The organism is Ruania rhizosphaerae, from assembly GCF_009805705.1.
GTDB classification, from domain to species: domain Bacteria; phylum Actinomycetota; class Actinomycetes; order Actinomycetales; family Beutenbergiaceae; genus Ruania; species Ruania rhizosphaerae.
The window spans coordinates 451,944-477,902 of record NZ_VSMB01000002.1 but is presented as its reverse complement, the minus strand read 5'-3'; the positions used below and the strand labels follow the sequence as shown (position 1 = coordinate 477,902).

Below are 25,959 nucleotides of genomic sequence, written 5' to 3'. Positions count from 1 at the left end.
TTGCCGCACTCTGTCGTCCACGGCGCGGCACTGGCGACGGAACGGGGCAACGCGCTGAGTTGTCGCTGACCTCGACCGGTCACGACGCGGTGGCAGACTGAGAGGCGTGACCTACTACCCGGGACGCGCCGTCGTCGACCTGGACGCCATCGCTGCGAACGTCGGCCGGTTGCGCGAGTGTGCCCCGACCGCGCAGGTGATGGCCGTCGTCAAGGGGGACGCCTACGGCCATGGCCTGGTGCCCGCGGCCCGGGCCGCACTGCGCGGGGGCGCGACGTGGCTGGGGGCTGCGCAGGTGCCCGAGGCACTCGCCCTGCGGGCCGCCGGGATCACTGCCCCCGTCCTCACCTGGCTATACGGCCCGGGTGCACCGCTGGACGAGGTCCTGCGCAGCGACATCGATATCTCCGCTCCCGCACCCTGGGCGCTGGCCGAGATCGCCCACGCTGCACGTACCACCGGGCGCACGGCCCGGCTCCACCTCAAGGTCGACACCGGCCTCGGCCGCGGCGGATCCTTCCTCGACACCTGGACCGAGATGCTCGAGGAGGCGATGCGCCTGCAGGCGGAGGGACTCGTGCGGCTGGTCGGCGTCTGGTCGCACCTCGCGCGCGCCGACGAGGTCGACCACCCCAGCGTGCGTGAGCAGTTCGGCGTCTTCGCCGAGGCGGTCCGCCGCGCAGAGAACGCCGGAGCCACGCTGGAGGTGCGGCACCTGGCCAACTCGGCGGCCACCATCAGCCTCCCCGAGGTGCACTACGACCTGGTGCGCCCCGGGATCGCCATCTACGGACTCTCCCCGATGCCGGTGACGCACCCGTCACCGCAGGTGGGGCTCACCCCGGCGATGCGGTTGGAAGCCGATCTGCACGTGGTCAAGAGCGCGGCCGCCGGACAGGGCGTCTCCTACGGGCACACGTACACCACCTCCTACCCGACCACCCTGGCGACGGTGCCGCTGGGGTATGCCGACGGCATCCCACGGCGGGCGAGCAACGCCGCGCCCGTGCAGGTGGCCGGTCAGCAGGTGCGCATCGCCGGGAGAGTGTGCATGGACCAGTTCGTGCTGGACGTACGTGACCTTCCCGTGGCCGCGGGCGACACCGCGGTCCTGTTCGGCAGCGGCTCCCAGGGTGAGCCGACCGCGCAGGACTGGGCGGACGCCGTCGGGGGAATCAGCTACGAGATCGTGACGCAGATCGGCCCGCGAGTGCCGCGGGTCTACACCGGGCAAGGAGCAGCATGACGGCGCACAGCGGGATCACGACCGGGAGCACAGGTGGCGTGGAGTCCACCCTGACGGACGCCTCCGCCACCCAGGAGCTGGGGCGCCGCCTCGCGCAGGTGCTGCGAGCCGGGGACCTCGTGATCCTCACCGGGGACCTGGGTGCCGGCAAGACCACCCTGACGCAGGGGATCGGGGAGGGCCTCGGCGTGCGCGGCCGGGTCGCCTCGCCGACGTTCATCATCGCCCGCGAGCACGCCCGGACCGGATCCGGGCCCGGGCTCATCCACGTGGACGCCTACCGTCTGGGTTCGATCGCCGAGGTCGACGCGCTCGACCTGGACTCCTCGATGGCCGAATCGGTGACCGTGGTCGAGTGGGGTGCCGGTCTGGTCGAGGGGCTGGCGCAGGACCGGCTGGAGATCGAGCTGGAACGTCCGCGCGGGGTGGGTGAGGGCTCCGGCACCGACGTGGCCGAGGCCGCGGCGGCTGACCAGCCGCGGCGAGTGATCCTGCGAGGCGTCGGAGAGCGGTGGGCGGGAGTCGACCTGCCGGTGTGAGCCACCGATTCCATGACCAACCCGATGCCGGCAGTCAGGCCGAGGCTCCGCGGATCGACGCAGAAGTATCCGTGCGCTCGTAGAGTAGGTGCGTGACCATGACCTCCACTCTGCTGTGCCTGGACACCTCCGACGGGGCGGCCGTGGCCGTGCTGCGCGACGGGCAGACGCTCGCCGCGGCCCGCAGCGATGACCCGCGCCGACACGTCGAGCACCTGGCACCCCTGATCGTGGGCTGTCTGGACACCGCCGGTATCACCGCCGCCGACCTCACCGCGATCGCCGTGGGAACCGGACCCGCGCCGTTCACCGGACTGCGAGTCGGCCTGGTGACCGCCCGCACCTTCGCGCAGGCGCGCGGGTTGCCGATCCACGGTGTCAGCTCCCTCGACGCGATCGCTGCCGATGCGCTGGCCGAACAGGACGTCGAGGACGTGCTCGTGGTGACCGATGCCCGGCGCCGCGAGGTCTACTGGGGTCGCTACCGCCGCGACGAGGCGAACGTCGTTCACGCCGTGGCCGGACCGGGCGTCGACACCGCCGCCCAGGTCGCGACCGACCACGCCGACCTCGTCGAGGCAGGACAGGTGACCGGCCGGGGACTTGCGCTCTACCCCGCGGACCTCGCGGGCGGGGTGGTGAGCGACGACGAGAGAGCAGCGGACGCCGTCGTGGATGCGTCGCGACTGGGCCACCTCGCCCTGATGCGGGCCCGTGCCGGGGTGGCACAACCGACCGAGGCGCTGTACCTGCGCCGCCCCGACGTCCACGTGCCGGGGCGGGCCACGGGCAGGTGACTGTCCCACCCCCCGGGCTGCGCCCCCTGCGCGCCTCCGACCTGCCGGAGGTGATGCGCCTCGAACCGGTGCTGTTCGGGGCTGGGCAGTGGAGCCGGGCGGTCTACCAGGACGAATTGGCGCTGCCGGATCGTTCCTATGTGGCCGCCGTCGAGGGCGCGCGGCTGGTGGGCTATGCCGGCCTGGCCCACGGGATCGATGCCTCGGTGATGACGATCGGGGTGGACCCGGCCTTCCGCCGCCGGGGGCATGCGGCCCGGATGCTGGCGGAACTGGTTGCACGGGCGCGTGCGGCCGGGTCGGAGAGCGTCTTCCTCGAGGTGCGGGCCGCCGACGGCGGAGCACAGGCTCTGTACGTCTCGTTCGGATTCGAGGCGCTGGGTATCCGGCGCGGGTACTACCAGCCGGAGGGGGCTGACGCGCTGGTGATGCGGCTACGGTTGAGGCCGGACCCGAGTCCCGGACCGGTGGGGGCGGAGGCAGTCGAGGAGGCGGAGACGATGGGCAGCGCGGACACGATGCGGCGGAGCGTGCTGGTCACGGCCGAGGAACTGGCTGAGCAGCTCTCGGAATCTGATCCCGCCCGGCGCCCGGTGCTGCTGGATGTGCGCTGGTCCCTCGCCGAACCGGACGGCCGGCGCTTCTACCTCGCCGGTCATGTGCCCGGTGCCCAGTACGCGGATCTCGATCACGACCTCGCCGGCCCCGCCAGCCGGGAGGAGGGCCGGCACCCGTTGCCCGATCTGGAAACACTCCAGGCAGCGGCGCGCCGCTGGGGGATCGACGACGGGGACCCGGTGGTGGTCTACGACGACACGGGCGGCACCTCCGCCGCCCGTGCCTGGTGGCTGCTGCGCTGGGCCGGTATCGCCGATGTGCGCATCCTGGACGGCGGTCTGCGGGCCTGGAGCGAGAGCGGGGGGATCCTGGAGGACGGGGATGTGCAGGTGGCACCCGGTGCGGTCACTCTCTCCTCCGGTCACATGCCGGTGGCCGACGCCGAAGAGACGGCGGCCGTCCCCTCCCACGGGGTACTGCTGGACGCTCGGGCCACCGAGCGCTACACCGGTGAGGTCGAACCTGTGGACCCGCGGGCCGGGCACATCCCGGGCGCGGTGAGCGCTCCGACAGCGGAGAATCTCGACTCCGAGCAACGGTTCCGGCCCAGCGAGGATCTGCGGCGGCGCTTCACCGCCGTGGGTGCCGGCGATGCCGAGGACGTGGTCGTCTACTGCGGTTCTGGAGTGACCGCGGCGCACGAGGTGGCGGCGCTGGCAGCGGTGGGGGTGGCTGCACGGTTGTATCCGGGGTCCTGGTCGCAGTGGTCGGCCGACGAGGCGCGTCCGGTGGCTACCAGTGAAGGAACCGGTTCTCGGGGGTGACCCCGGCCCTGAGCCCGGTGGGGCCACCCGGTGCGGGTGCAGGCGGCCCGGCGGGCGGGCGTAGGCTTGGTGGTCATGGCAGCAGCGCATGATCACCCGCCCCTCGTCCTCGGGATCGAGACCTCCTGCGACGAGACCGGGATCGCCCTGGTCCGCGGGCAGGAATTGCTCACCGACGTGACCGCCTCCTCGATGGACGAGCACTCCCGCTTCGGCGGGATCGTCCCGGAAGTGGCCAGCCGTGCGCATCTGGAGGCCTTCGGTCCCACCCTCAGTGCCGCCGTCGAGCGGGCGGGAGTCGGCCTCGGGGACATCGACGCGGTCGCCGTGACCTCCGGGCCCGGTCTGGTCGGGTCGCTCACGGTCGGTGTGGCCGCGGCAAAATCCCTCGCGCTCGCGCTCGGCGTACCGCTGTACGGGGTCAACCACATCCTCGGCCACGTGGCCGTGGACGTCCTGGTGGACGGCCCGTTCCCGGAGGAGTTCCTCGGTCTGGTGGTCTCGGGCGGGCACTCGAGTCTGCTGCACGTGCGCGACATCGCCACCGACGTCGTGGAGCTGGGCCAGACGCTCGACGACGCCGCCGGCGAGGCCTTCGACAAGGTGGGCCGGCTGCTCGGGCTGCCCTATCCGGGCGGACCGCACGTGGACAAGCTCGCCCAGCAGGGCGACCCAGCGGCGTTCGCGTTCCCGCGCGGGCTCTCCCGCCCCAAGGACATGGCCGCCCACGCCTACGACTTCTCCTTCTCCGGCCTCAAGACCGCCGTCGCCCGGGTGGTGGAAGGCTTCACCGACCGAGGTGAGGAGGTACCCGCCGCCGACGTCGCAGCCTCCTTCTCCGAGGCTGTCGCCGACGTGCTGGTCACCAAGACGCTGGCCGCGTGCGAGCGTCACGACGTCGGGTGCGTGGTGATCGGGGGAGGGTTCTCCGCCAACAGCAGGTTGCGCGAGCTGGCCGCGCAGCGGTTCGGCGAGGCGGGGATCGACGTGCGCATCCCGCCGATCCGGTATTGCACGGACAACGGGGCGATGATCGCTGCCCTCGGCTCGGCCGTGGTGGCCGCTGGGTTGCCGGCCTCGGAGTTCGACATCACCATCGACTCCCAGATGCCGCTGACGCGGGTGCTCGCGACGGCATGATGGTGACCAGCTGGCTCCGGCGAGGTCGAGCGGTGACGGTGCTGGCCGCCGTCGGGCTGCTCGCCTTGGCAGGGTGCACCTCACCCACCGGCGACGGCGCAGGCTCGCCCTCACCGTCGACGTCACCGAGCGCATCGCCCGGGCAGAGCGAGGAGCCCACCTCCTCCGCCTCCCCGACCGGTGAAACCCTGACCTGGGGGCCCACCGAGGGTGACGTGGCGGCGGCCACCGCACTCGCTGCCGGGATGAGCCCGGAGGAGGTGGCCGGGCAGGTGATCCTCGCTCGCTATCCGGGCACGGATCCCGACGCTGCCGCCGCCGAGCTCACGCAGTACGATCTCGGTGGACTCGTGGTCTTCGGAGCCAACGTGGACTCCACCGAACAGGTGGCTCAGACGGCGGCCGCCGTGCAGGAGGCGCAGGCCGACCTCGGCCGGGACTGGCCGGCGATCATGGCGGTGGACAACGAGGGCGGGCTGGTGCAGCGCCTGTCTGCCGCGACGGGCGACTGGACGTCGTTCCCGCCGTTCATGGCCGCAGGGGCCGCCGACGATGCTGCGGTCGTCTCGGATGCGGCTGAGGCGATGGCGACCGAACTGCGGGCCACGGGTATCAACTACGACTTCGCACCCGTGGCGGACGTGACGATCGGCTCGGCGGACCCGGTGATCCGGGACCGGTCGCCTGCCGGCGACACCGACCGGGCTGCGCGGGCAGTGGAGGCGGCGGTGCAAGGTTTCGCCGACGGCGGCGTACTCTCCAGCCTCAAACACTTCCCCGGGCACGGGGCGCTGACGGTGGATTCTCACGAGGACCTGCCGGTGCAGTCGGCATCTGCGGACGAGCTCGCCGAACGAGATCTCGCTCCCTTCCGGGCCGGGATCGAGGCGGGCGCTCCGACGGTGATGATGGGGCACATCTCCGTCGAGGCCTGGGACCCGGGAGTGCCGGCGTCGCTCTCCCCGGAGGCGTACCGGGTGCTGCGGGAGGAGCTGGACTTCACTGGTGTGGCGATCACCGACGGACTCGACATGGGAGCACTGACGCAGACCCGGACCTCGGCCGAGATCGCAGTGGAGGCGCTCGCGGCCGGTGCCGACCTGTTGCTCGGGCCCGTGGACGTGGCCGAGGCGCATCACGGGATCGTCAGCGCACTCGAGGACGGGACGTTGGAACGTGACCGCGTCGACGAGGCGGCCGGGCGCGTGATCGCGCTCATGCAGTGGCAGGAGCAGTCTGCTGCGGATGCCGGGGCGGTGGATCTGGCCGAGTCGGAGTCAGGGGCGCAGGCCTCGGCCGCGCTGAGCGAGGCGGCCGTGACAATCGTGCAGGGCGAGTGCTCGGGCGCGCTCGCCGGGCCACGGATTCACGTGCGCGGCGGATCAGCGGACGACTGGGATGCCTTCGTGGCCGCGGCCGAACGGGCCGGATTGCAGGTGGTACCGCTCGAGCAGCCCGCGGACACCGACGTGCGGTTGATCACGGGGGCGACGCCGTCGGGGACGGGCGACGTGGCGGTGAGCCTCGACGCGCCGTGGTTGCTCACCGGGACGGACGCGCCGGTGCGGGTCGCCGCCTTCGGCAGGACGACCGGGGCGATGGGCGCGGTTGCCGCCGTGCTCGCGGGTGAGGCGCCTGCGCCGGGGAGCCTGCCGATCGACGTGGAGGGGCTGGCGGCGACCGCCTGCTGAGGCTGCTGCCGTTCCCTCCGTACGCCGGTGGAACTGCTCTCGACCCTCTCGGCGGGCCCAGGACCGCGATCACTGTTGCCCGTGACCGGGCCGACACGGGTGCGACAGTCTGCGGCAGCATGGCCCCGCACTCCACGCATTCGTGTCGCTCCGGTCACGGCTCCAGCCGACGTGCCCAGCACTCGCAGCTTCAGGGGGCTGGGGCCCCTGGAGCCGCACACGGCCGAACAGTCGAGGAGCCAAGCGCGGAAGCTGCGCGCTTCGCCGGAGGGGCGGTCGAGGGGTTGCGAGGGTGCTTGTCGCTAGGTACCTTGTGAGGCATGGTACCTAGCGAGGAGGGCATCCTCACCAACCTGCGGCGGGGCGCGGTGGAGTACTGCGTGCTGGCATCGCTGCGCGGTGGGGCCTCCTACGGCCGGGACATCGCCCAGCAACTCAGTGCTGACGGGGTGCTGATGAACGGCGAGGGAACGCTGTATCCGCTGCTCGCGAGGCTGCGGAAGTCAGGGCTGGTGGAGACGCACTGGCAGGAATCGACATCCGGGCCGCCTCGGAGGTACTACGCGCTCACCGGGGAGGGGGAGCGGGCGCTCGAGGTGTTCATCCGCGCCTGGTCGCCGTTCCGGTCTGCAGTCGACTCCAGTTTGGGGGAGGGAGAGCAATGACGGAGAGAACCCAGCGGCTCGCCCGCTATCAGGACGATCTCGCGCGTCTGCTTGCGGCATTGGAGCCCGCGGAGCGTGCCGAGGTGCTGGACGGCGTGCGTGAGCACATCGAAGGCGCACTCGCCGAGGTGCCGGGGGAGGCGTCCGAGGCGGACGTGAACCGGATCCTGGCCGACCTCGGATCGCCGGGGCAGGTGGCCGAGGCGGCGTTGGCTGAGCGGCCGGCGACGGGGCCCTACACGCCGGGCGCAACTGGCGTCGTCACCACGATCGACCTGCTTCGGTCGAAGCTGGTGGGCCGATGGGTACCGCCCGTGGCCTTGGTGGCTGTGATGGTCGGTGGGGCGTTCATCTTCTGGGGCTTCCCAGCCATTCTGCTGGGTGCGGGAATCCTGGCGATCGCGATCTCTCCGCTGTGGACCGGAGCCGAGCGAGTGTGGGGTGCCATCGGGTTGCCCGTCTTCAGCTTCATGATCTTCGGCAGCTTCTTGATACTGCATCGCTGGGAAGCGTCGGTCGCCGGCCTGGGTGTCCACACGATCAGCTTCTACCTCTTTGCGGCACTGTCGCTCGCCACCTTCATCGTCCTGTGGATCCGCGGCACCCGACGCGCCACGAGACTCTCACGCGATGTCAGCCATCAGAGTGACGGGAGGTTGGTATGAGTGAGGCAGCCCAGCGGCTGGCCCGCTATCAGGACGATCTCGCGCGTCTGCTTGCGGCATTGGAGCCCGCGGAGCGTGCCGAGGTGCTGGACGGCGTGCGTGAGCACATCGAAGGCGCACTCGCCGAGGTGCCGGGGGAGGCGTCCGAGGCGGACGTGAACCGGATCCTGGCCGACCTCGGGTCGCCGGGGCAGGTGGCCGAGGCGGCGTTGGCGGACCGGCCGGCAGCGCAGCATTTGGTCACTGCTGCCGGTGGATCCGGCCGCTGGCGAGAACAGCTGATGGGGCGCTGGGTTCCACCGACCGTCACGATCGGCCTGCTTGTCATCGGACTGCTCTCGTTCACTCCGTTCGTGTGGATACCCCTTGTCGTCGTTCTCGCCGTGCTTGTGGCATCACACCTGTGGTCGGTGCCGGAGAAGGCCCTCGGCGTGGCGATAGTCCCGACCGGATTGGCGCTTATGTCGCTCTACTGGATCACGGGCAAGGACCGTCTGCTGTTCGGGCTCGGTCTAGGACTGGTCGCCATTGTTCTTCTCGTCGTTCTCGCCATCCGCGGCTCCCGGCGCGCCGCCCAGCACGCCCATACCCAACGCTCAGCCCCTGCTTCAGGAGGAGTGTCATGACCATGACCACCGACCACACCGGCCGCACCGCCCGCTACCTGGACGATCTCGCCCGCCTGCTCGACCCGCTGGATCCGATCGAACGCGCCGAGGTGCTCGATACCGTCCGGGAACACCTCGACTCCATGATCGCCGAGCTGGATCAGGAGCCGACCGATGCCGATATCGACCGCATCCTCACCAGTCTCGGGGCACCCGGTCAGGTGGCTGAGGCGGCCCTTGCCGACTGGACCAACCGCACCGCATCGTCCACGACGCCAGCGCCGCAGCAGCGACCGGCCCTGAGCCGAGTATGGGTGCCGCCCGTGGCACTGGCCGCGATCGTGCTCGGCTCATTGTCCGCACCGTTCCTCGTGCCGATCCTCGTGCTCGTCGCCGGCGTGGTGCTGCTGTGCGTGTCGCCTTTGTGGTCGCCCTGGCAGAAGGTGCTGGGAGCCGTCGGTATCCCCCTCGGGCTGGTCCCGGTGCTCCTGGCCACCCTGGTGGTGATGCGCACCACCAGTGCCGGCGAGCAGGAGAGCCTGAACGCGTGGGCCGTGATCGTGCCGGCCAGCGCGATTCTCTCCCTGGCTATCACCGCGTACGTGCTGGTGGTGGGCATCCGCCGTGCATCTCGCTGGGAGTAGCTCATGGCTTCGTGATGGCCATAGCCGCGGTAGGTGCCGTTCATCGTCGCTATACCTGGCTTGAGTCGACGAGTAGTGGCACCTACCCACCTTCACTGACGCGGCAGGTGCCATCCCTCGTCGCCATGCCCGGGCCAGACCGACGAGGAGTGGCGCCTACCTGGGATCGAGCGGACGCCCCGCGTGGAACTCGGCCACCAGGTGCGCCACCACCGGTGCCAGATCCCCGGGTGCCGACGCCGCCGCGATCGTGCGCTGCCGTGCCGCGGACCCGCCGGTGCGGACGATCTCACGCACGCCCTCCAGCTCCTCTGCACACCCCAGCTCCGCCGCGATCGGCGCAAGATCAGCAAGCACCGCCTCGAGCGAGTCGGTCACAATCTCCTCGTTGCCCGCCTCGTCCAGGATGATGATCGCCTCCATCCCGTACCGGGCCGAACGCCACTTGTTCTCGGCCAGGAACCACGGTGAGATCCGCGGCAGCTCCTCGCCGGCATCGATCATCCGGGAGAACTTCTCCACCAGGCAGTGCGTCAGCGCCGACACCGCCGCGAGCTCGAGCGCGTTGGAGATCCCGTCGCAGATCCGCATCTCCAACGTTCCGAACTTCGGTGAGGGCCGTAGGTCCCACCGCACCTCGTCGAACTCGTCGATCACCCCGGTGAGCAGCATGTCGTCGACATACCGTTCCAGGTCTGCCCACGTGGCGATGGACGTGAACGGAAGCCCCGCCGTCGGGAGTTGCTGGAAAAGGAGCGCACGGTTGGAGGCGTAGCCGGTATCGCGCCCGTCCCAGAACGGTGAGGAGGCCGAGAGTGAGAGCAGGTGCGGGTAGTACGTCAGCAGCGCGCCCAGGATCGGCAGCACCTTGTCGCGCTCCTCGATGCCCACGTGCACGTGCACGCCATAGATCAGCATCTGCCGCCCCCACCACTGGGTGCGGTCGATGAGGGTGGCGTACCGCTCCTTGTCCGTCACGCGCTGGTTGCCCCAGTGGCCGAAGGGGTGGGTGCCCGCGCACATCAGCTCCACCCGCAGCGGGTCCGTGACCTCCCGCACGAGCGCGGTGGAGCGCTCCAGATCAGCCATGGCCTCCGGCACCGACCGGCACACCCCGGAGACGATCTCCACCGTGTTCAGCAGGAGTTCCTGCCGGATCGTCGGGTGCTGGGAACCGTCCGCAGGCGCGACGGCATCGAGGACCGTCTGGGCCACCTGGCGCAGGTCGCCGGTATCGGTGTCCACGAGCGCCAGCTCCCACTCGATCCCGAGAGTGGAACGCGCCGAGGGCGAGAACTCGATCGTCACGTGGTCATCCTTCCACCCACGCCCGTTGCATGTGCCGCTCAGCCCCGCGGCAGCGGTTCGACCACGATCACGCTCTGCTTGCCGCGCAGCCGGGTGAGCACGATCGTGGCTTCGTTCGGCCCCCGTAATCCCAGCTGCTGGCGAAGCTGGTCAGGCACGACGGCGGTGCCTCGCTTCTTGATCGTGACTCGCCCGACCTCCCGCGTGCGCAGGTAGGCCCGGAGCCGCTTCAGTCCGAAGTCGAAGGAGTCAAGGACCCGATATCCGACGGCGAAGGGCGTCTCGTGCGCGCTCGCGGTGCTCACGTAGGCGATGGACTCGTCCACGAGGTGTCCCTCGATCCGCTCCGCGAGCTGGGCCACCAGGCCGGCCCGGATGACGGCACCGTCGGGCTCGTACAGGTAGGCGCCCAGATCGGCCGCGGGGGCCTGCACGGGCCGGGCGTCGGCGTCGCCCGGTGCGGACATGACGTGGGCGCTCTCGCCGGAGAGCAGCAGTGCGCTCCTTCCTGCCCCCTCGGTCGCCAGGTCCCCGAACCACAGCCCTGCCTCGACGACGTTGCCGTCCACGCTGACCCACTGGGCGTGAGTCTGGGACGGGAGGGCCGTGTACGGGATTCCGGGGCCGACCTTGAGCCCGAGATTCGGCACCTGGTGACGTAGCCCGAGCAGAGTGTCGAGATCGGGGGAGTACGCGCGGGGGTCGAACACACGAGCCCCGGACCGGGTGCGTCGGGCCGGGTCGGCGAAGACGGCGTCGATACCGTCGGCGGCCAGATCCACCTCGGTCGCATCGGCGAGGCGCACCTGCGCGTGCTCGAAAGCGCGCAGGTTCACAGTCGCGAGCGTGGCGGTCTCCTCGTCGAGCTCCACAGCCAGCACCCGCAATCCGAGTGCGGCCATCGCCATCGCGTCGCCGCCGAGCCCACATCCGAGGTCGGCGACGTGCTGGACCCCGGCGTCGGCGTAGCGGCGTGCGTGCCTGGCGGCGACTGCCAATCGCGTGGCCTGTTCGAGCCCGCTCTCGGTGAAGAGCATCTCGCCGGAGAACTCGCCGAACTTGCTTCGCGCGCGGCTGCGAAGGCGGCTCTGCGTGAGAGCGCCGGCGACGAGGTCGGGATCGAGCCCCCGAGCCCGCAGCCCTTCGGACAGCCGCAGCGCCTGCTCTTCGTCGTAGGGTGGGAGTTGGGCGAGCAATGCCCACCCCTCCGGGGAGAGCAGCTGAGAGAGAGTCCGGCGATCCACTCCCCGATCCTGCCACGTGGATGGGCAGATCAGCCCACTCGGGTGCTCGCCCACTACGGGGGAACCCACTAGCGTTCGGCTGTGAGCTATCAACCGCCGAACCAACAACCTCCCGCGCGACAGCCTGACGGACAGGGTCAGCAGCCGGCCCAGGCATCGCCGGTGCAGCAGGCTCCCCAGGGTTACCCAGTGCAGAATCCGCCTCAGCACCAGCAGGCGCCGCCTCAGGGCTACCCGGTGCAACAGAGTGCACCGCAGCAACCGCAGCAGGGCTACCCGGCACAACAGGCTCCGCAGGGTGCACCGCACCAGCCCTATCAAGCCTCCTATGGCGGGCCGGCTCACCCGCAGCAACGGTCGGCCTACGGCAGCCACCTGCAGTATGCGCAGGCGCCTGCCCCCGTCTCGGTGGCACCGCCATCGGAGCAGTACGCCCCGTCAGCGCAGCACGGGTGGGTCGCCGCGCCCGCTCGTCGGCACCCCCGCCGCCGGGTGGTCTTCGAGATCCTGGTGCTGGCCCTGGGCACCCTCGGCGTGCTGTCCTCCGTGGCGGTCACCGCCCTCGCCTTCGGGGTCGGGAACAGCTTTACCGCGACCTTCGTCGCGTTGATCCCGCTGGCCATCGTCGGCTTCGCCGTGATCTGGGTGGACCGATGGGAGCCGGAACCGCGGCTGCTCCTCGCCGCAGCTTTCGTGTGGGGAGGCGGTGTGGCCGTGTGGCTGTCCAGCCTGCTCAACGGTGCCGTCGGCACAGCCCTCGGCAGCAACTTGGCGCCGTCGATGCCTCCTGAGGTGTTACCGGCGGTCTTCGGCGCCCCGGTCGTGGAGGAGTTCTGGAAGGGCCTGGGAGTGCTGCTGATCTTCCTCATCCGGCGTCGTCACTTCAACGGCCCTGTCGATGGGATCGTCTACGCCTCGGTGATCGCCGCCGCCTTCGCCTTCGTCGAGAACATCCAGTACCTGAGCAGCGCCGGCGACCAGATGGCCTTCATGTTCGTCCTGCGGGGGCTGCTGTCCCCGTTCGGACACCTGATCTACACCGCCTGCATCGGCGTCGCACTCGGGCTGGCGTCCCGCCACAAGAGCAAGCTGGCCTGGCTGTGGATGATGCCGATCGGCTACCTGGGCGCCATGCTGCTGCACGGTGCCTGGAACGGCGCCGCCTCGTTCGCCGGTGGCCTGGGCGGGCTCGCGGCCATGTTGGTCTTCCTCAACTGGGTGCCGTTGGTGATCTGGGCGATCATCCTGGTCTGGTTGCGCAAGAAGGAGACTCAACTGCTGGCTGAGCGGTTGAGCGAGTACGTGCCCTCCGGATGGCTGGTGCCGCAGGAGGTGGCGATGCTGACGTCGATGCAAGGGCGGCGCAATGCCAAGCAGTGGGCAGCGAAGGGCGGCCCGCAGGCGGCCGCAGCGATGAAGTCCTTCCAGAAGGCAGCAGTGAACCTGGCCTATGCCCGGCAGGACTTGTACACCGGTCACACGGGAATCCGCGCCCGTCAGGATGAGATGGCACTGCTGGAAACGATCGGCCGCACCCGAGCGCAGTTCAAGACTGCGCTCGGAGTGTGACCGGCCCCGGCCCGGTGCCAGGCCAGGGCCCGGCTTACGGGCAGGGACCGGTGCCAGGCCAGGGTCCCGCGCGAGGTATTCCTGCTCACGGCCCGGTGAACGCCGGGACGCCCTGGCAGCTCATGGCACCACCGGGAAAGGCCCGCCGCGACCACCCGGCGCTCGAGTTGGTCATGGTCATCGCCGGATCGATCGCCGTCCTGGCCCTGATCGCGGTGTACGCGTACGGCAACGGCGTCCCGGGAGTGGCGATGTCGTTGGTGCTGGGCCTGGTCCCACTGGCGATCGTGATGGCTCCCGTGGTCTGGGTGGACCGGTGGGAGCCGGAGCCGCGGCTGCTGCTGGTCGCGGCCTTCCTGTGGGGCGGGGGCGCGGTCATGGTAGCGGTCCTCTTCGATCCGCTGGTGGGCCGGGCCATCGGGTCGGTCGTGGCTCCGGGCCTGGACGCGTTGCTGCAGACCATGATCTTCGGTGCTCCGGTGGTGGAGGAGTTCTGCAAGGGCCTGGGAGTGCTGCTGATCTTCCTGGTGCGGCGCCGTCAGTTCAACGGCCCGGTGGACGGGATCGTGTACGCCTCGGTGATCGCCGCCGCCTTCGCCTTCGTGGAGAACATCACCTACTTCAGTACCGGCCAGGACCTCGCCGTGACGTTCGTGGTACGGGGGTTGCTCTCCCCGTTCGTGCACCTCATGTGCACCGCCTGCATCGGTGTGGCCCTTGGCCTCGCATCTCGCCACCGGAGCACACTGGCGTGGTTGTGGACGCTGCCGCTCGGCTTCCTCGGCGCGATACTGCTGCACGGGGGGTGGAACGGTGCTGCGATGTTCGCCGGCGGGCCGGGCGGGCTGGGCGGGCTGGCGGCGGCGGTCGTGTTCCTCAACTGGGTGCCGTTGGTGATCTGGGCGATCATCGTGGTCTGGTTGCGCAACAAGGAACGGCGGCTGATCGGCGAGCGGTTGAGCGAGTATGTTCCCTCCGGTCATCTGGTGCTGCAGGAGGTGGCGATGCTGACGTCAATGCAGGGGCGGCGGCAGGCCAGGGTGTGGGCAACGCGAGGTGGGCCGCAGGCGTTGGCTGCGATGAAGTCGTTCCAGAAGGCAGCAGTGAACCTGGCCTATGCGCGGCAGGATCTGTACACCGGTCACACCGGAATCCGTGCTCGCCAGGACGAGATGGCACTGTTGGAGACAATCTGGCGCACGCGCGCGCAGTTCACGACCGCGCTGGGAGTCTGAGAGACACGCACCCGGTCGCGGACTCAGCTGCTGAGCAGCTCCCGCATCGCGGCCACTGCCGCACCGCGGGCGTACAGGCCGAACGTGAACGGCGGACGTTGCACCAGGACGTCCTCGACATCGCCCTGCTCGAGGAACTCCGCCATCGCCTGCTGCACGTGCCCGGGAGCCAGGTCGAGCATGTCCACCCCCTCGCCCATCACCGCGACAGCCTCCGGGTCGAAGGCGTTGACAGCATCCGCCACGACGGCCCCGAGGGCACGTGCGGCATCCTGGAAGGCGCGTACCGCCGTCCGTTCGCCGGCTCGTGCGCGCTCGAGGGCGAGGGTGTACTCGCCCTGTCCGACGCCCGCGTTGTGCTCGGTGGCCGGGATCGTCACGAAGCTGTGCACACAGTCGAGGTGACCGTTTTCGCAGCGCCGTCCCTCGCCACCGATGCGCGTGTGCCCCACCCGCCCGGCGCGACCGTGCGCCCCGGGGTGCAACATGCCGTCAATCACCACACCGGACCCGATCCCGGCGCCGACACCGAAGACGACCATCGATCGGTGGCTGCCGTCGGAGCCGAACCAGTGGTGGGCCCCAGCCAGGGCGTGCACGTCGTTGACGACCGTCGTGGGCATCCCTGTCGCCTCGCTCACCAACCCGCTGAGCGGCACAGCATCCCACCCCAGGAAGTTGGAGTGCCGGAGCACCGTGCCCTCGGTGGTCGAGCGGACGTCGCCGGCAACGGCGATCCCGATGCCGACGACGTCCCTCACCTCGGTCTGCCGGATCGAGTCGGCGATCAGGGTCACCACGTCACGGACTTCACGCGAGTGCAGTGGGACTGCGACCTCGGCGACAGGCTGGGCACGTAGATCCGTCACCTCCAGGTACATCGTCTCGGCGGTCAGCTTGACCCCGGCGAAGTGCGCTGCGTCGTGGCGTAGGTGCAAGGACTCGGCTGGTCTGCCCCGGCCGCCCAGGGGAACCGATTCGCCTTCTGCGATCAGGCCGGCCTCGATGAGTCCTCGGGCGATTCGTGACAGGCTGGTACGCGAGAGGCTGAGGCGTTCGGCGATCCGCACCCGGGGAAGGGCGCCATGCACCAGCAGCTCCAGCAGGACGCGGCGTTCGGTATCCGGGACCGCCGGCCAGCACGACGATGGCGGCGAGGTGTGCACGGCCACAGCCTAGGCTCGCCCGGCCTTTGTGAAGTCGGCTGCTACGAGCTCGAGCGGCTCGGTCGTCACGACCCGGTCCAGGTGATGGCCCGCCCAGCGCACCCGCACCGGGATCGCCCCGGCGCCCGACCGGAGCCGTGCGCTCACCAGTGCACCGTCGGACCAGGTGAGGTCGACGATGACGCCCGGCCGGGCCAGCAGCCCCTCGGCACGCCCCTGCCCCAGTGACGGGGGCAGCGCAGGCAGCAGGTGCAGACCGTCGTGGCTCTGCAGCACCGCCTCGGCGAGCAGTGCCGGGAGCCCCAGGTTCGCATCGATCTGGAACGGGGGGTGGGCGGCGAACAGGTTCGGGTACAGCCCGCCGGCGAACGGGCCCGAGAGGCTTTCCGCGTCCCGCAGCAGGGGCTGCAGGTGCGACTCGACCCGTTCTCCTCGGCCCAGCCGCGCCCAGAGCAGGCCCTTCCACATGAGAGACCAGCCTGAGGACTCATCCCCTCGTTCCGCCAGTGTGCGGGCCGCTGCCTCACGTGCCCGCTCCGACCAGCGTCCGTGCCCGGGGTAGAGACCGACCAGATGGCTCACGTGCCGGTGGTGGGGGTCGGTGGCGACATGCTCGCTCGCCCACTCCACCAGCGTCCCATCGGTGGCCACCTCGGGTTCGGCCGGCAAGATGGTCAGGCGCTCGCGTGCCTCGGCCACCACGTCATCGTCGACCTCGAGCAGCTCGGCCACCCGGATGGCGGTGCGACAGGCCTCGTAGGCCAGGCTCAGGTCCATCGCACTCGTCACATCGAGCGCTGCCTCCGCACCGTCTGCTGTCCAGTAGGCGTTCTCCGGGGAGGATGCCGGAGCGCTGGTCCAGCGGCCGTCCTCCTGCCGGACGTGGTCGAGCGTGAAGGCGACGGCACCGCGCACCGCCGGCCACATCCGGCGCAGGGCCGCCTTGTCGATCGCACCGAACTCGACGGCGTCCAGCACGTGCCGTGCGAGCCATGGTGCGGCCATCGGCCATGCCGACCAGCGCACGTCCCCGTGCCCGCCTCCGACGGGGGAGGTCAGCAGCCAGGCATCGGAATTGTGATGGGCCACCCAGCCGCGGCTGCCGTACAGTCGCTCGGCGGTCGGCTCGCCCGCCTGGGCGAGCGCCGCGACGAAGTCGTGGAGCGGTTCGGCGCACTCCGGCAGTCGGGTGGTGTGGGCCGCCCACATATTCATCTCGGCGTTGATGTTCAGGGTGTAGTTCGAGCTCCACGGAGGCTGCATCTCCTCGTTCCAGATGCCCTGCAGTGTCGGTGGCAGCGAGCCGGGCCGGGAGGAGGAGAGCAGCAGGTAGCGCCCCAGGTCGAACAGCAGCGACAGCAAGCCCGGGTCGGCGGCGAGCGGGGTGTCAGCATGCTGAGCCCGGCGTACGCGCTCATCGGGGCTCAGGTCGGCCACGGCGGCGTGCTGCTCAGGTGTCCCGAGCTCGATCCGGGACCGGGCGAACCGCGGCTCGTAGTCGTGTGCGTGCGCTGCCGCCAGTTCGTCCCAGCCGAGGGCGAGGGCGCGGTCGACCCGCTGCCGGGCCACCGCCGCCGCGTCGTGCGCCGACCCCGCCGGAGCCTGCCCGAGGCCGGTGTAGGTGGTCTCGGTCGCGAGCACCACCAGGGTGGCCCCACCCTCTCGTCGCACACGAGCCACCACGGCACCCTCGAGCGACTGGCCCGGAGCGGCCGGCCAGGTCACCGCGGGAGCATCGGGTTCGTGCTGCGGGGCGACGTCGGCCGGCAGCCGCAGCAGCAGCTCGGTCCCGTCCGCGGACGTGCTGCTCGCCAGCACCTGGTGCGGGGAGTGCAGCTCCACGGCCGTCAGCGCGGTGCCTTCGATCCGGTGCACCAACACCCCGTGCGGCGCCGAGACAAAGGTCGTCTCGACGACGGCGCCTGCCCCGCTCGTGCGGTGCCGGGCGGTGCGCAGGTCCAGCTCGCGCTCGTATCCGGTGACCGGTACCTCCCGGGTGAGCTCCGCCGTCGCGAACGGCAGAAAGGCCTGGGAGTAGCGCACCTGGGTGGGCAGGAGCGCCTGGGCGGCGGCCATGGGGTCCCCGGCCCCGACGGCGTCCCTCGCCTGCCGGAGGCAGGCGGCGGCGCTCGTGGCGTCGAGGAGCCCTCCGGTGCTCTCGCTCTCTGGTGATCCGGACCATGCGGTCTCGTCGTTCAGGCGGATCCGGGTGACGGAGGTTCCGCCGTCGAGCATGGCACCGAGGGTGCCGTTCCCGAGCGGCAGGCACTCCAGCCAGCGGGAGGCGGGTGTGCGGTAGCGAAGCGTGGTCCTGGACATCGTCATGGGCATCAGCCTCGCACGCTTCCGGCGGTCAGCCCGGCCTTCCAGAACCGTTGCAGGGAGAGGAAGACGATCGCGATCGGGATGATCGAGACGAGTGAACCCACGACCGTCAGGATCTGCAGTCCGGGAATGGTGATCGAGGCCTGATTCCAGCCGGTGAGCCCGACCGTCAGTGGCATCAGTTCCGCATCGGTGAGCACCAGCAGCGGCAGGATGTAACTGTTCCAGCTACCGAGGAAGGCGAACAGCAGCACCGTCACCAGGCCGGATGCCAGCAGACGCAGCCCGATGGCGACGAAGATGCGCAACTCACCTGCGCCGTCGAGCCGGGCGGCCTCCACAAGCTCCAGCGGGACGGAGGACTGGGCGAAGATGAAGCACAGCAGCACCCCGAACGGGTAGACGAGCGCCGGCAGCAGCAGACCCGCGTAGGTGTTGTCGAGCCCGAGGGAGACCAGCAGCACGTAGGTAGGCTGGGCGATCACCGTCCCGGGGACGAGCAGGCTGGCCAGGACCACCGAGATCAGCGCGGCGCGCCCGCGGAAGCGGTACACGGCCAGGGCGTACCCCGTGATCGCGCAGACCAGTGTGGTCAGCGCGGATCCGAGGACGGAGTAGATGATCGAGTTCAGACCCCACCGCCAGAAGATCCCGTCCTGGTAGGTGCTCAGTGCCTGCAGGTTCTCCAGCAGGTTGAAGTCGGCGAAGGCGAAGCCGGGCGTGGAGAAGAGGTCTCCGGTCGACTTGGTCGCCGCGATCACGAGCCAGACCACCGGTACGAGGAAGTAGATCGAGGCCAGGGCCATCACCGCAGTGGCGATGACCATCCAGGTGCGGGAGACGCGTTCGCCGCTGACGAAGGTGGTGCGGCGCCCGGCGGGTGCCGGTGCGGAGTCGCGGACGGGGGGAGGGGCAACGTCAGAGGCCATGGCCGGCTCGATTCGTGGTGCGCTTGTTCGCGGCGAGCACCAGCAACGAGACGACGAGCGTGGCCAGTCCGAGGATGACGGCCATCGCCGATGCCAGGTGCGGGTCCTTGCCGAGGGTGGACGTGGCGTAGATCGCCATGTTCGGGGTGTAGTCGCTGGGGATGTTGGAGGTGATGGTCTGCAGCACCTGCGGTTCGTTGAACAGCTGCAGGGTGCCGATGATCGAGGACAGGGTGGTCAGCAGCACCGCGGGTGCGATCATCGGCAACTTGATCTGCAGTGCCGTGCGCACCTCTCCAGCACCGTCGATCCGTGCCGCCTCGTACATCTCCCGTGGCACCGACTGCAGCGCCGAGAACAGGATGATCATGTTGATCCCGACCAGCGACCACAGGGCCACGTTGGCGATCGACCACAGCACCACGGTGGAGGCGAGCGGACTGAGGGTGATACCGACCGACTCGAAGAACTGCAGCACCGGACTGACCGAGGGCTGGTAGAGAAACCCCCAGAGGAGGGCGGCGATCACGCTGGGCACCGCGTAGGGCAGGAAGACGGTGAACTGGAAGAACCGGCGCCCTTTCACCAGCGCAGTGTCGAAGAGCAGCGCGAAGAAGGCGGCGATGGCCATCATCACCGGTACCTGCACGGCTCCGTACAGAAGCACCCGCGGGAAGCCGATGAGGAAGTCCCGGTCGGCGAAGGCGCGCACGAAGTTCGCGAGCCCGACGAACTCGATGCTGGAGCCGCCGAAGCCGAGCCCGCTGGATTGCCGGGAGAAGAGGCTGTTGACGAACGCGACGGCGATGGGGGCGACCAGGAACAGCAGGAAGAGCACCACGAACGGTGCCACGAACAGGTAGGGAGCCCAGGGGCTCACGGCGCCGTGACGACGGCGCCGTGAGCCCGTGGCGGTGCTGGTGCTCATGGAGCGGCGACCTCGAGTCCGCGGTTCTCCAGGTCTGCGATGGCGGCTTCCTGAGTGACGTCGAGCGCCTCGGCGAAGGTCTGATCACCGTTGACCACCCGGGCGAACTCATCGAGGATCGTGGTCTGGATGAAGCCGTAGTTCGGGCCCTCGACCCAGGTGGCGGGCGTGTTCTCGGCGGCTTCGATGAAGACCTCGTTGATGACCTGCCCGCCGTAGAACTCGTTCTCCTGCAGCAGCGCCGGGGAGGCCAGGCCGTTCTGAGTGGACGGGAACAGGCCACCGACGGTGATCAGAGCCTCCTGGGTGTCGTCCGAGCCGTTCAGCCAGCTGGCGAACTCGGCGGCCGCGGCGGGTTGCTCGGCGTTCGCGAGGACCACGACGGCCGCCCCACCGGAGTCGCCGCCGTTCGTGGAACCGTCGTTCGTGGGCATCGGGGCGATCGACCACTGCCCAGCCAACCCGGAGGCGTTCTCGGCCAGGATGCTCGGGAACCAGGCGGCGTAGGTGATCGAGGCGATCGTGCCGTCGTTGACCAGGGACCAGTACTCGGGTGTCCACATGGGTTCGGTGGTCACCAGGCCCTCGTCGAGCAGGGTCTGCCACCGCTCGGCGACCAGTTGGCTGCCCTCGTCGTCGACCCCGACGGTCCAGGCGTCGTCGGCGATGCCGTACCAGCTGCTCTCGGCCTGCTGGATCTCCTGGAGCCACTGGCCCATCTCGCTCGGGGAGAGGTTGGCGATGTAGAGATCCTCGTCTGCTTCCTGGAGTGCGCGGGCGGCATCCAGGTACTCCGTCCAGGTGGTGGGGAACTCGATGCCGTGCTCGGCGAAGATGTCGTGGCGGTACATGGTCGCGGCGGGGCCGATGCCCTGTGGGACGCCGAAGACGCGCCCGTCGAAGCTGACCGACGCCCAGGAGGCGGGCGTGTAGTTGCTTTCGTCGTCGGCGACGTAGTCGGTGATGTCTTGCACCCGCTCGGCAATGACGTAGTCAGGCAGGTTGTGCGTGCTCAGCTGGACCAGGTCAGGTCCGGCGCCTGCGTCGACGGCAGCTTCGACCTTCTGTCCGTCGTCACCAGTCATCCGATGAAAGGCGACCTGGACGTCCGGGTTCTCCTCGTTCCACTGGGCCACGAGATCCTCGAGCCCGGGAACCCAGCCCCAGAATTCGATCTCGACCGGTTCGTCGCTGGGGCCAGCCCCTTCTTCGGGTGAACAGGCGGCGATCCCGGCGACGGCGACGGCGCCTGCGAGCATCGTTGCCGCGGTTCGTATTCCTCGCCGTGCTGGACGGTGATGTGCACTCATGGGGTTCCCTTCCGGACAGCTCTGTCGGTCTCCCGGCGGCCTCCTTGTCGGCACCCGGGGCACCGAGGCGACTGCGATGAGCAGTGCTACGCTCGGCGCCGTCATTTTGTGTCATGCAGGAACAAAAAGTCAAGGCGATTCGAGCGCAGACATCCGATGAATAGTTTGGGTGGGTGGTTCGCGTCGTCCCCTGCGCGGCACGGACGCCCTCGCGGCGATGGAAGGATGAAGCCATGGCTCTCAGTCGCACCGATATGCCCCTGGACGATCTGCGCCGGTACGCACCGGATCTGCCCGAACCGCCGGATCTCGACGAGTTCTGGTCTCGGACGCTGGCCGAGGCGCGTGCCGCTGGCTCGCCCGCGCGGCGGGAGCAGGTGAGCGGCCCGATACGAGAGCTCATCGTCGAGGACCTCACCTTCCCCGGGTTCGCCGGCGACCCCGTCCGCGCGTGGATCACCCGGCCCAAGGGCGACAGTCCGCGCCCCGCCGTCATCGAGTACGTCGGCTACGGCGGTGGGCGCGGCCTGGCTGGGGAGAAGCTCGCCTGGGCGGCGGCCGGGTATGTCCACGTGCTGATGGATACGCGCGGTCAGGGCAGCGGCTGGGGAACCGGTGGCGACACCCCCGACCCACACGGCTCCGGCCCGGCGACGCCCGGCTACATGACTCGTGGCATCACCTCGGCAGCCGAGCACTACTACCGCCGCGTTTACACCGACGCCGTCCGGCTCGTCGACCACGTGGCCGAGATGCCGTTCGTGGACCGGGAGCGGATCGCCGTGACGGGCGGCAGCCAGGGTGGCGGGATCGCGATCGCCGCCGGAGCGCTCTCGGATCAGGTGCGAGCGGTGATGCCCGATGTGCCCTTCCTGTGCGACTTCCCGCGGGCGATCACGCAGACCCCGCAGCCGCCGTTCACGGAGATCACCCGGTATCTCTCGGTCCACCGGGACGAGGAGGAGGCGGTGCTGACCACCCTGTCCTACCTCGACGGTGCGATCCTCGCCCGCCGGATCCAGGTGCCCGTGCTGTTCTCAGTGGCGCTCATGGACGAGGTGGTCCTGCCCTCGACGGTCTTCGCGGCGTTCAACGCGGTGCCCGCGGCGGACAAGGAGATCGAGGTCTACGGCTTCAACGGTCATGAAGGCGGCGCGTTCTGGCAGTGGCATCGCCAGGTGGAGTGGTTGCGCGAGCGCATCTGAGGAGCCTCCGAACACGAAATCCCTCGTCGATCTGGTCGCTGACGGCGACCAGATCGACGAGGGATTTCTGGGGGAGGGGCGCCCAGACTCCATCCCCGGCACCCGACTACCGACGCCAAGCTCACCCCCGGTGAGGGTGACGTCGAAGATCAGGCCATAACCGACGTCAGGTTCACCCCCGGTGAGGGTGACGTCGAAGATCAGGCTGTAACCGACGTCAGGTTCACCCCCGGTGAGGGTGCTCGCCGGGGGTGAGGGCCGATGTCACAGAGCTCGGAAGCGCAGCCGCAACGTCCGCGCCTGCGGGCGCAGCATCGCCGTCGGCCACACGTCCGGACCGCACGCACGTGAGCCCAGGCCGTGCTGGGCGGCATCGATGTACAGGTGATGCGCCGTCGGGTTCGGCAGCTCGTGCGGGTGTGCGGCCGTAGCCAGTTCGTGCGCACTGTGCCTGCTCAGGGTGAATCCTGGACGGCGGCCCTGCGGGTCGGCATCGGCGCTCACCTGCAGCCAGTCTTGCCCGCCGCGGCGCAGCACCAGCTCCCGCAGCCCGGAGCGGTGCCCGGACTCCTGCGGGCGCGCGTACGGCACCGTCAACTCCTCGATGCCGGCGCTGAACCGGCCCAGCCGCACCGAGGTGGCCGTGTCCGGGTAGGAGTCGTGCGGTCCGGTCCCGAACCATGCTGCGCCGTCTACATCGGTGGGCAGCTCTAGGTGCAGGCCCAGCCGCGGCCAGACGTCGTGCCAGCCGGTGTTCGGCGTCATCGTCACCTCGAGCACTGCCTCGACCGTTCCCTCCGCGTCCCGCTGTGCCGACCAGCGCTCGGTGACGTCGACCGCGGCCCGGCTCTGCGCGGCCGACACCCGCCGGATGACGGTGCGGGAGGTCGGGTCCGCGGTCACGGACACCACCCGCCGCACCAGCCGGTCCAGGCCCGCCTGCGTCCACAGGTCGGCCAGGGACGGCGTCATCACGCCACCGGTGCGATCAGCCGGGTCGGCGTAGTCGTAGTTGGTGGAGTTGGTGCCGTGGTCGTTGTCGGTGGGGGCGCGCCACAGCTCCACATGCGGACCGCGCACGGCGGCCCCGGCCAGCGTGGTCAGCGTCGGACCGTCCAGCACCGCGGGGGAGTCGCCCAGGCTCACGACGGCGGAGCGAGCGCGGCCGGTCGCCGGCAGGTTCGCACCGCCGAAGGTGCCGGGTGTGCCCACCTGCCACTGCGCCCGGGCGACCACGTGTCCGGCCGGAGCCCACGTGGTCTGCTCGGCGAGCACCACGGCCACGGTGACGGTCACCTCGGCGCCGGGCTGCGCCGTCGGGAGCTCGGAGAACAGGTGCAGGCTGCCGGTGCCGCCGGCGGGGATCGGGGCGCCGGACTCATCCACCAGCGCCGTCTCGCCCTCGGTCACCACACGCCCGTCGTGCTCGATACTCCAACTCACCTGCAGATCGGAGGTGTCGGCGATGAACCGCCGGTTGCGCACGACGGCGGATCCATCGCCGGTGGGAGTGATGAGCACCGGCTGCTCGACGGCCGCGAACTCCAGTAACCCGGGGGAGGGAGTGGAGTCGGAGAGCACCATCCCGTCCATCACGAAGTTGCCGTCGTGCACGACCTCGCCGAAGTCGCCGCCGTAGCCGAAGTACTCGGTCCCGTTGGCAGTCCTCGTGCGCAGCCCGTGGTCGCGCCATTCCCAGATGAAGCCGCCGTGCAGGCGCGGGTAGTGGTCGACGAGCTCGCGGTAGGCATCGAGGGCCCCCGGACCGTTGCCCATCGCGTGGGCGTACTCGCACTGAAGGAATGGCTTAGAGCGCTGGCGGGCGCTGTCGCCGGCGGTGATGTCACGCCCGAGCACGCTCGTGTCGTCATCCCGGGCGATCGACTCTGTCTCGGGGACCGAGGCGTACATGCGGGAGTAAACGTCGGTGTACTCCCCGGCGTAGTCGCCCTCGTAGTGCACCGGGCGGGTGGCGTCGCGGCCATGGGTCCACTGCGCCATGGCGGCGAGGTTGGTTCCCGTGCCGGACTCGTTCCCCAGGGACCACATGATGATCGAGGGGTGGTTCTTGTCCCGCTCGAGGGTGCGCTGCATCCGGTCGAGGTAGGCCTCGCGCCAGCGCAGATCGTCGCTGGGATTGTCCACCCAGCCGCCGGCCTCGAACCCGTGCGTCTCCAGATCGCACTCGAGGATCACCCAGAAGCCCAGCTCATCGGCCAGGTCCAGCAGCCGCGGGTGCGGCGGGTAGTGGCTGGTGCGGATGGCGTTGACGTTGTGCCGCTTCATCAGCGCGAGGTCCTCGCGCGCGAACTCCTCGTCGAAGACGCGCCCGCGGTCAGGATGGACCTCGTGGCGGTTCATCCCCGAGAACGTCACCTGCCGGCCGTTGATCAGGAAGCGGTCGCCGTCGATCTGCACGCGCCGGAACCCGGTGCGCAGGGTGATCGTCTCGGCAGTGCTGGACACGGTCGCCTCGTACAGCGTGGGCTCCTCCGGGGACCACGCGGACACCTGCCCGACCTCCACCGGCGCCACGTCCTGCGGGGAGTCCCATGTCACGTCCACGTCCAGCTCCGGCAGGCGCAGGCGCACCGGGAACGCCCCGACGGCGGCCCTCACCTCCGGCAGGATCGTGCCCACTCCCGTGGCCGGGTCGTAGTCGGCGGTCAGCCACACGTCCTCGATCCCGCCCTCGGGGCGGTGCAGGAGCGTCACGTCCCGGAAGATGCCCGGCAGCCACCACTGGTCCTGGTCCTCCAGGTAGCTGGCGGCCGACCACTGCACGACCCGCACGGCGAGGGTGTTGACGCCCGCGGCCAGCTGCTCGGTGACGTCCACCTCGTGTGCGAGCCTGCTGCCGGTGAACGTGGCGACCTCGATGCCGTTGACCCAGACGCGCGCGTGCGACTCGACGCCGTCGAAGCGCAGCAGCACCTGGCCGGACTCGAGCCACGCGGCGGGTACGTCGACGCTGCGGCGGTAGTCACCGGTGGGGTTCTCGTCCGGGACGAATGGCGGATCGACGGGGAAGGGGTACTGGACATTGGTGTAGATGGGCTTGCCGTGGCGGAAGCCCTCGGCGAGCACCCAGTGGGAGGGCACGGCGAGGGTGTCCCAGCCGGTGGCGTCGTAGTCAGGCCCGGCGAACGCCGTCGGGGACTCTTCGCTCAGCACCCCGTGGCCGCCGGGCGTTCCGGGGACGGCCGGGGACAGGCGGAACTGCCAGTCTCCGGCGAGGTCGATCCGCGGTGCGTCGCTGGTCAGCCAGGATCGGGCCGGGGCCAGGGCGCCGGCGACCGGGTCGTAGGACGTGTGCAGGGGGAAGGTCGTCACGTGCTTCTCCGAGTGTCGGGTGAAGCCGCG

21 protein-coding genes are annotated in these 25,959 nt (G+C 70.0%); 13 read left to right on the top strand and 8 right to left on the bottom strand.

Translation table 11 applies throughout. The annotated features are described in order from the left end of the window. Positions 1-106 precede the first annotated feature (106 nt). The 10 genes from alr (at position 107) to FV560_RS05420 (ending at position 9,377) form a co-directional block, all read left to right on the top strand. Positions 107-1,246 (top strand): alanine racemase, encoded by a 1,140-nt coding sequence (alr, locus tag FV560_RS05465; RefSeq protein WP_159620185.1) that lies wholly within the window; start codon positions 107-109, stop codon positions 1,244-1,246. Next, positions 1,243-1,785: a tRNA (adenosine(37)-N6)-threonylcarbamoyltransferase complex ATPase subunit type 1 TsaE gene (tsaE, locus tag FV560_RS05460; RefSeq protein ID WP_159620183.1), complete on the top strand. Its 543-nt coding sequence runs from the start codon at positions 1,243-1,245 to the stop codon at positions 1,783-1,785. Before alr ends, tsaE begins: the two co-directional genes overlap by 4 nt. Positions 1,786-1,883: 98 nt before the next feature. After that, a complete protein-coding gene (tsaB, locus tag FV560_RS05455) occupies positions 1,884-2,582 on the top strand; it encodes a tRNA (adenosine(37)-N6)-threonylcarbamoyltransferase complex dimerization subunit type 1 TsaB (protein ID WP_159620296.1) in 699 nt (232 codons plus the stop codon). Then, positions 2,579-3,964 (top strand): ribosomal protein S18-alanine N-acetyltransferase, encoded by a 1,386-nt coding sequence (gene rimI / locus FV560_RS20595; RefSeq protein ID WP_159620172.1) that lies wholly within the window; start codon positions 2,579-2,581, stop codon positions 3,962-3,964. Before tsaB ends, rimI begins: the two co-directional genes overlap by 4 nt. Positions 3,965-4,039: 75 nt before the next feature. Next, positions 4,040-5,104, top strand: coding sequence for a tRNA (adenosine(37)-N6)-threonylcarbamoyltransferase complex transferase subunit TsaD (gene tsaD, locus FV560_RS05445; protein WP_159620169.1), 1,065 nt, complete (start codon positions 4,040-4,042; stop codon positions 5,102-5,104). A gap of 32 nt (positions 5,105-5,136) precedes the next feature. After that, positions 5,137-6,795: a glycoside hydrolase family 3 N-terminal domain-containing protein gene (locus tag FV560_RS05440; RefSeq protein WP_159620167.1), complete on the top strand. Its 1,659-nt coding sequence runs from the start codon at positions 5,137-5,139 to the stop codon at positions 6,793-6,795. 320 nt (positions 6,796-7,115) lie between these two features. Continuing rightward, positions 7,116-7,460, top strand: a complete 345-nt coding sequence (locus tag FV560_RS05435; RefSeq protein WP_159620165.1) for a PadR family transcriptional regulator — start codon at positions 7,116-7,118, stop codon at positions 7,458-7,460. Continuing rightward, positions 7,457-8,125: an HAAS signaling domain-containing protein gene (locus tag FV560_RS05430; RefSeq protein ID WP_159620163.1), complete on the top strand. Its 669-nt coding sequence runs from the start codon at positions 7,457-7,459 to the stop codon at positions 8,123-8,125. Before FV560_RS05435 ends, FV560_RS05430 begins: the two co-directional genes overlap by 4 nt. Continuing rightward, complete coding sequence (locus FV560_RS05425; RefSeq protein ID WP_159620161.1) at positions 8,122-8,751, top strand: HAAS signaling domain-containing protein; 630 nt, start codon at positions 8,122-8,124, stop codon at positions 8,749-8,751. Before FV560_RS05430 ends, FV560_RS05425 begins: the two co-directional genes overlap by 4 nt. Further along, positions 8,748-9,377 (top strand): HAAS signaling domain-containing protein, encoded by a 630-nt coding sequence (locus FV560_RS05420; RefSeq protein ID WP_159620159.1) that lies wholly within the window; start codon positions 8,748-8,750, stop codon positions 9,375-9,377. The genes FV560_RS05425 and FV560_RS05420 overlap by 4 nt, the downstream gene beginning before the upstream one ends. A 156-nt stretch (positions 9,378-9,533) precedes the next feature. Here the strand turns inward: FV560_RS05420 and FV560_RS05415 are convergent, their stop codons facing one another. Together FV560_RS05415 and FV560_RS05410 are read right to left on the bottom strand one after the other, a co-directional pair. Beyond that, positions 9,534-10,685 (bottom strand): glutamate--cysteine ligase, encoded by a 1,152-nt coding sequence (locus FV560_RS05415; protein WP_159620157.1) that lies wholly within the window; start codon positions 10,683-10,685, stop codon positions 9,534-9,536. Between the two features lie 38 nt (positions 10,686-10,723). Beyond that, the gene (locus tag FV560_RS05410; RefSeq protein WP_159620155.1) at positions 10,724-11,929 is read right to left on the bottom strand and encodes a THUMP-like domain-containing protein; all 1,206 of its coding nucleotides are present in this window, start codon (positions 11,927-11,929) and stop codon (positions 10,724-10,726) included. A 189-nt stretch (positions 11,930-12,118) separates the two neighbouring features. On the opposite strand from FV560_RS05410, the gene FV560_RS05405 reads away from it, so the two are divergent. Next, complete coding sequence (locus FV560_RS05405) at positions 12,119-13,498, top strand: PrsW family intramembrane metalloprotease (protein WP_159620152.1); 1,380 nt, start codon at positions 12,119-12,121, stop codon at positions 13,496-13,498. Positions 13,499-13,620: 122 nt separating this feature from the next. Continuing rightward, positions 13,621-14,733: a PrsW family intramembrane metalloprotease gene (locus FV560_RS05400; RefSeq protein ID WP_159620150.1), complete on the top strand. Its 1,113-nt coding sequence runs from the start codon at positions 13,621-13,623 to the stop codon at positions 14,731-14,733. A gap of 23 nt (positions 14,734-14,756) precedes the next feature. On the opposite strand, the gene FV560_RS05395 is transcribed toward FV560_RS05400, so the two are convergent. From FV560_RS05395 to FV560_RS05375, 5 genes are read right to left on the bottom strand one after another with little or no spacing between them, the layout of a single operon-like run. Next, positions 14,757-15,899, bottom strand: a complete 1,143-nt coding sequence (locus tag FV560_RS05395; RefSeq protein ID WP_159620148.1) for an ROK family transcriptional regulator — start codon at positions 15,897-15,899, stop codon at positions 14,757-14,759. A gap of 9 nt (positions 15,900-15,908) precedes the next feature. Continuing rightward, positions 15,909-18,224 carry a glycosyl hydrolase family 95 catalytic domain-containing protein gene (locus FV560_RS05390; protein WP_159620146.1) on the bottom strand — a complete coding sequence of 772 codons (2,316 nt, stop codon included), beginning with the start codon at positions 18,222-18,224 and terminating at the stop codon, positions 15,909-15,911. Between the two features lie 5 nt (positions 18,225-18,229). After that, the gene (locus FV560_RS05385) at positions 18,230-19,153 is read right to left on the bottom strand and encodes a carbohydrate ABC transporter permease (protein WP_235019940.1); all 924 of its coding nucleotides are present in this window, start codon (positions 19,151-19,153) and stop codon (positions 18,230-18,232) included. Continuing rightward, positions 19,143-20,081, bottom strand: coding sequence for a carbohydrate ABC transporter permease (locus FV560_RS05380; protein WP_159620144.1), 939 nt, complete (start codon positions 20,079-20,081; stop codon positions 19,143-19,145). The genes FV560_RS05385 and FV560_RS05380 overlap by 11 nt, the downstream gene beginning before the upstream one ends. Continuing rightward, a complete protein-coding gene (locus FV560_RS05375; RefSeq protein ID WP_159620142.1) occupies positions 20,078-21,340 on the bottom strand; it encodes an ABC transporter substrate-binding protein in 1,263 nt (420 codons plus the stop codon). Before FV560_RS05375 ends, FV560_RS05380 begins: the two co-directional genes overlap by 4 nt. Positions 21,341-21,624: 284 nt before the next feature. Here FV560_RS05375 and FV560_RS05370 point away from each other — a divergent pair, with 284 nt between their 5' ends. Further along, positions 21,625-22,596, top strand: a complete 972-nt coding sequence (locus tag FV560_RS05370; RefSeq protein WP_159620140.1) for an acetylxylan esterase — start codon at positions 21,625-21,627, stop codon at positions 22,594-22,596. Positions 22,597-22,860: 264 nt separating this feature from the next. Here the strand turns inward: FV560_RS05370 and FV560_RS05365 are convergent, their stop codons facing one another. After that, on the bottom strand, positions 22,861-25,929 hold the full coding sequence (locus FV560_RS05365) for a glycoside hydrolase family 2 TIM barrel-domain containing protein (RefSeq protein ID WP_159620138.1): 3,069 nt from the start codon (positions 25,927-25,929) through the stop codon (positions 22,861-22,863). Between the last annotated feature and the right edge of the window lie 30 nt (positions 25,930-25,959).

Excerpts from the sequence above, each read along its gene's own strand:
- FV560_RS05430 (WP_159620163.1), top strand. The coding sequence starts at position 7,457 with ATGACGGAGAGAACCCAGCGGCTCGCCCGCTATCAGGACGATCTCGCG.
- FV560_RS05400 (WP_159620150.1), top strand. The coding sequence starts at position 13,621 with ATGGCACCACCGGGAAAGGCCCGCCGCGACCACCCGGCGCTCGAGTTG.
- FV560_RS05385 (WP_235019940.1), bottom strand. The coding sequence starts at position 19,153 with ATGGCCTCTGACGTTGCCCCTCCCCCCGTCCGCGACTCCGCACCGGCA.
- FV560_RS05435 (WP_159620165.1), top strand. The coding sequence starts at position 7,116 with ATGGTACCTAGCGAGGAGGGCATCCTCACCAACCTGCGGCGGGGCGCG.
- FV560_RS05390 (WP_159620146.1), bottom strand. The coding sequence starts at position 18,224 with ATGACGATGTCCAGGACCACGCTTCGCTACCGCACACCCGCCTCCCGC.
- FV560_RS05380 (WP_159620144.1), bottom strand. The coding sequence starts at position 20,081 with ATGAGCACCAGCACCGCCACGGGCTCACGGCGCCGTCGTCACGGCGCC.
- FV560_RS05375 (WP_159620142.1), bottom strand. The coding sequence starts at position 21,340 with ATGCTCGCAGGCGCCGTCGCCGTCGCCGGGATCGCCGCCTGTTCACCC.
- tsaE (WP_159620183.1), top strand. The coding sequence starts at position 1,243 with ATGACGGCGCACAGCGGGATCACGACCGGGAGCACAGGTGGCGTGGAG.
- FV560_RS05425 (WP_159620161.1), top strand. The coding sequence starts at position 8,122 with ATGAGTGAGGCAGCCCAGCGGCTGGCCCGCTATCAGGACGATCTCGCG.
- FV560_RS05420 (WP_159620159.1), top strand. The coding sequence starts at position 8,748 with ATGACCATGACCACCGACCACACCGGCCGCACCGCCCGCTACCTGGAC.
- FV560_RS05370 (WP_159620140.1), top strand. The coding sequence starts at position 21,625 with ATGGCTCTCAGTCGCACCGATATGCCCCTGGACGATCTGCGCCGGTAC.
- tsaD (WP_159620169.1), top strand. The coding sequence starts at position 4,040 with ATGGCAGCAGCGCATGATCACCCGCCCCTCGTCCTCGGGATCGAGACC.
- tsaB (WP_159620296.1), top strand. The coding sequence starts at position 1,884 with ATGACCTCCACTCTGCTGTGCCTGGACACCTCCGACGGGGCGGCCGTG.